Raw genomic sequence first — 3,836 nt, 5'->3', positions numbered from 1 at the left:
CCTGCCCGAACAACTCGCTTGGGATTGGGAGGAAGGCGCCTGAACTGCGAAAACGCCGCGTCACCGAAAATTTGCAAAATCGCCAGTAAATCCGCATCTCAGCTTACACCCTTTCGTAACACCCTCTCTTAGGGTCTGTGCAAAAATAAATTGCGGTTTTGGCGGGAGCGATTCCACCGCGCCAATATCAAAAGGAAACTGGATTTGAAGGACAGCGCCTCGCTGGTGCACTACGCCATTCGATGGGTGGCGGCGCAGAGTTGGGCAGTTGTCAGTTGTCAGTTGCCAGTTGTCAGGGGAGTCAGGGGGTGGAGTTCGAATCGGCGGAAGAAGATTTCTGAGCCTTCGCATTGGAGGAGAATCCTTCCAAATCGCGGGTACACATCGAAGGCTTCGTTGACGATGGCGCCGTTGACACGGATCGTAATGCGATCACCCCGGCAAATGCACTCGACGCGAGTCCATTCGCCGCGCGGGCTTTCAACATCGCGCGTCCCGCGGAAATCCAACGCGTCCTTCCATTGCGGATCTTTCCCAAACCAGTTGAGCCGGCCCCAGGTTTGAATCGTTTGCCGCCGCCCGCCTTCCTGCCAGGTGAACCAGCCATCCGCGTCGTGCTGCGGAGCGACTTCAGCCGTTATCGTGGGCGAGATCAATGTGCCTTCCGGCGCACGGCCGCGGATCAAAAGGAAATCGCCGGTTGCGCCTTGAAAGACGTTGCACTCGATCGCGGCCATGAACGCGCCCTTCCCATCCTGGCTGTTGCCATCAGGTCCCGTGGCGTGAAGAAATATCCCCGAATCGCGCGCCTTGCCCACGCGATCACCCCAAGGCCAGTTTTTCTCGCCCCATTTGAATTCCACAACCAACCGGTAATCGCGGTATTCCTGTTTCGTAGCCAGGTAGCCCAGGCCGTCGCCGGAAATGCGAATCAGGCCATTGGTGACGCTGAAGACGCGCCGCGGATCACTGTGTTTGGCATCCACCAGCCACGTATAAAGGCCATCAAGATTGGCGCCGTTGAAGAGGGGGATGGCGTTTGCCTTCGGGGAGATAGGCAGCGCCGGTTCCGAGCCCATGACACCGGGGCAGAGCATCAACGGAATTGCGGCTCTCCAGATCCACATGGCGGCACAGTACGCCGACGGAGAGCCCTTTGGCAATTCCCGCGAGAATCGATCAGTTCGGCGAGGATTCTGGTGCGCGGCTCTGTGCGGAGCGCCAGCCACGGCACTACAGAAGAGTCCCGCACGCCGCGGCTGGGGCTGCGACCACAGCCGCGCTCCTTACACGCAATTCTTCCGTCTAGAATCCCAACGGGATTCCGACGCAACCCTGGTCTGGAGGGCGCAATCCCCTTGGGATTGGCGGACCACGCGCACAAGATCCGTGGAAGGAGCAGAACACAGTCGCACTCCTTGGAACGAGATGCGGGCATGGGTCTGCCCTTCATCATCGGTGGACTCCTGAGTACCCACGTCGCGACGCAATGGCTCGCCGGGCGTGAGCTTGAAAAGTTTGGGCCCGCCGGGAAAGCGGCTATTCCCGCGCTCGCGGAAAACCTGTCTTCGTGGCCTTGGTGGATCTCGCGGACCGCGATCGCCGTGCCTGGAAACCACGGTCCGGATGCGGCCGCCGCGGTGCCAGCCTTGGAGAAAATCCTTCAAACCACGAGCCAGTCGGCGCTCGGTGCTCAGGCCGCGGTGGCGCTGGGTCAGATCAACAGTCCCAACACGAACGCCCTGGCGTTGGTCTCCGCCGCTCTGGACGCAGGCCCGGCGAAAACGGGAGTTCAGACCTTCATTTCACGGGAGCACGCGCTGCAAGCTCTGGCGCAAGTCCGGGCGTTTGAGGAGCCGTTCGTTCCGATTTTGGTGAACGAAGCCGAACGCGAGCGCGCGTGGTCGAACGACACGCATGTTTACCTCCAGAGCGTTCACATTCTGAAACGCATCGCGCCGCAGCAAGCCATCGAAGTTCTGCACGACTCGATGCGGAATGATCCGCGCGAAATTGTGCGCGCCAACGCCACAGGGTGGTTGCTTCAACTCCAGCGCACCAACGAATTCGCCGTGGCAGCGCTCTGTGAGACGATCCGGACGAACTTTCGGAATCGGACGGTTTTGATCCTTCACCTGCGCGAAGCCAGTCCGCGATCCAGACTGGCCGTGCAAACACTCCAGCGCCTGGCCGCCGCGAATGATCTTCCCTCGGTGCGGGAGATGGCTCGCAAAGCCCTCGGCCAGATGCAACGCCGAGAGGCCTTGCTGGCTCCGTGAGGAATCCGTCGATGGTAGGGCGGCGCTGCCGCGCCGCCGCATCGACTGAAAACTGGCTGCGCGGCAACGCAGCCCTATCCGGTTCATGGGAGCTCCCACGGCCTTCGAGCCGTGCACATGGTCCAAGAACCCAAGACCGGGCGGACCGCAGCCTTCATGCTGCTTCCGCGCACTCCGCGCTGTCGAGCCTTGAAGCGGCCTAAAGGCCGCGGTCCGAAGAGACGGTTCATGGGAAGCTTCCATGAACAAGGTAGGGCGAGTCCGTCCCGGCGAGCCGCTCGACGTGCTTGGAACACGGCCGAATCGGCTCGCTGGGGACAGGCTCGCCCTACCGAGGGGCTATCGGGTGTTTTCTTCTAGCTGACCTTCCGTAGTTTCGTGATTCGTCCCGTCTGGACCCACTCGGCCACGTAGATGTTTCCGGCCGGATCGAAGCACGCGTCGTGCGGATGGAGGAATTTGCCCGGGACCCAGCTTTCGCCCTTCTCGTCGCGGCGCATTTTCATGCCGTCTTTCAGCACTTGTTCGCGCCACGCCGGGTCTTCGCCCAGGTGAACGATGACCTGGTCGTTTTTGTCGAGCAGCGTGATGCGGGCGCTCAGGTCGGGCACAAGCAGCACGTCGCCGCGCGCGTCGATGTTCGCGGGGAGAATGAAGCCGTCGAGCGTCTTGAGATGTTTGCCTTCGAGCGTGAACCATTGCAGCCGCTTGTTCGCGCGGTCCGCGATGGCGAGGGACGGTTCGCGGCCTGGCCGGTTGTCGATCCAGAGGCCGTGCGGCGTGTTGAACTGGCCATCCTCTTTTCCGGGAGAGCCGAACATGGATTTCCAATTCCCGTTCTTGTCGTAGCGATGGATGCGGTAGGAGCCGTAGCCGTCCGCGAGGAAAAATCCGCCGTCGGGGAGGAACGCGTAATTGGTGGGCATGAACGCGTCGCGGCCCCAGCGCTTCGCGGGTTGGGTGTCTTCTCCGGACGGGTAAAGCTTTGAATCCATCGGCGCGCGCTTTTCCCAGACCAACTCGCCTTTCAGCGTGAGCTTGGCGAAATTCTTCAACTGCTGATAGCCGGTGATGTAGAGGAATTGCTCCCGGCCCTCGGTGCGAACTTCGAGCCCGTGCCCGCCGCCCTGGAACTGGCTGCCAAACGCGCGCACGAACTTCCCCTGCGGATCGAACACGAAGATCGATGGATGATCCTTCAGATCCTCGCGCCCCTCATGGATGACGTAGAGCAGGCCGTCGCGGTCCACGGCGACGTTGTGCGTGGTTTGCCAGGAGTATTTATCCGGCAACTGGGCCCAGTGGTGCAGGACTTCATATTTGTGTTCGCCCGTGCCGATGACGAGCTGTTGTTGAGATTTCTGCGCCGTGAGCACGCGCGGCGCGGCAAGCGCAACGGCGGTGGCGGCCATGAAATGACGGCGGGAGATTTTGGGATTCATACGCAATCTGGTGTTGAAGTGGATGTCGAATTCGGACCGAGCTTAAAGTCAATCCGCCCAGAGCGCGAGCAAGATCAATGTAACCCCTCACCGCCGCGTCGCCGAAGTCCTGAAG

General features: G+C 61.1%; 4 protein-coding genes. 2 read left to right on the top strand and 2 right to left on the bottom strand.

The window, feature by feature from the left end:
* Positions 1 to 278: 278 nt before the first annotated feature.
* Complete coding sequence (locus tag FJ398_26620; protein MBM3841460.1) at positions 279 to 1,127, bottom strand: DUF1080 domain-containing protein; 849 nt, start codon at positions 1,125 to 1,127, stop codon at positions 279 to 281.
* A gap of 309 nt (positions 1,128 to 1,436) precedes the next feature.
* Here FJ398_26620 and FJ398_26615 point away from each other — a divergent pair, with 309 nt between their 5' ends.
* Together FJ398_26615 and FJ398_26610 are read left to right on the top strand one after the other, a co-directional pair.
* Positions 1,437 to 2,279, top strand: coding sequence for a hypothetical protein (locus FJ398_26615; protein MBM3841459.1), 843 nt, complete (start codon positions 1,437 to 1,439; stop codon positions 2,277 to 2,279).
* Positions 2,280 to 2,390: 111 nt separating this feature from the next.
* Positions 2,391 to 2,639, top strand: a complete 249-nt coding sequence (locus FJ398_26610) for a hypothetical protein (protein ID MBM3841458.1) — start codon at positions 2,391 to 2,393, stop codon at positions 2,637 to 2,639.
* Here the strand turns inward: FJ398_26610 and FJ398_26605 are convergent.
* Entirely contained in the window at positions 2,636 to 3,727 is a 1,092-nt protein-coding gene (locus tag FJ398_26605) for a hypothetical protein (GenBank protein ID MBM3841457.1), read from the bottom strand. The genes FJ398_26610 and FJ398_26605 overlap by 4 nt on opposite strands.
* Positions 3,728 to 3,836 lie beyond the last annotated feature (109 nt).

Source organism: Verrucomicrobiota bacterium, assembly GCA_016871535.1.
GTDB lineage: Bacteria > Verrucomicrobiota > Verrucomicrobiia > Limisphaerales > SIBE01 > VHCZ01.
This window is presented reverse-complemented; position numbering and strand designations above follow the sequence as displayed.

Excerpts from the sequence above, each read along its gene's own strand:
- FJ398_26615 (MBM3841459.1), top strand. The coding sequence starts at position 1,437 with ATGGGTCTGCCCTTCATCATCGGTGGACTCCTGAGTACCCACGTCGCG.
- FJ398_26620 (MBM3841460.1), bottom strand. The coding sequence starts at position 1,127 with ATGTGGATCTGGAGAGCCGCAATTCCGTTGATGCTCTGCCCCGGTGTC.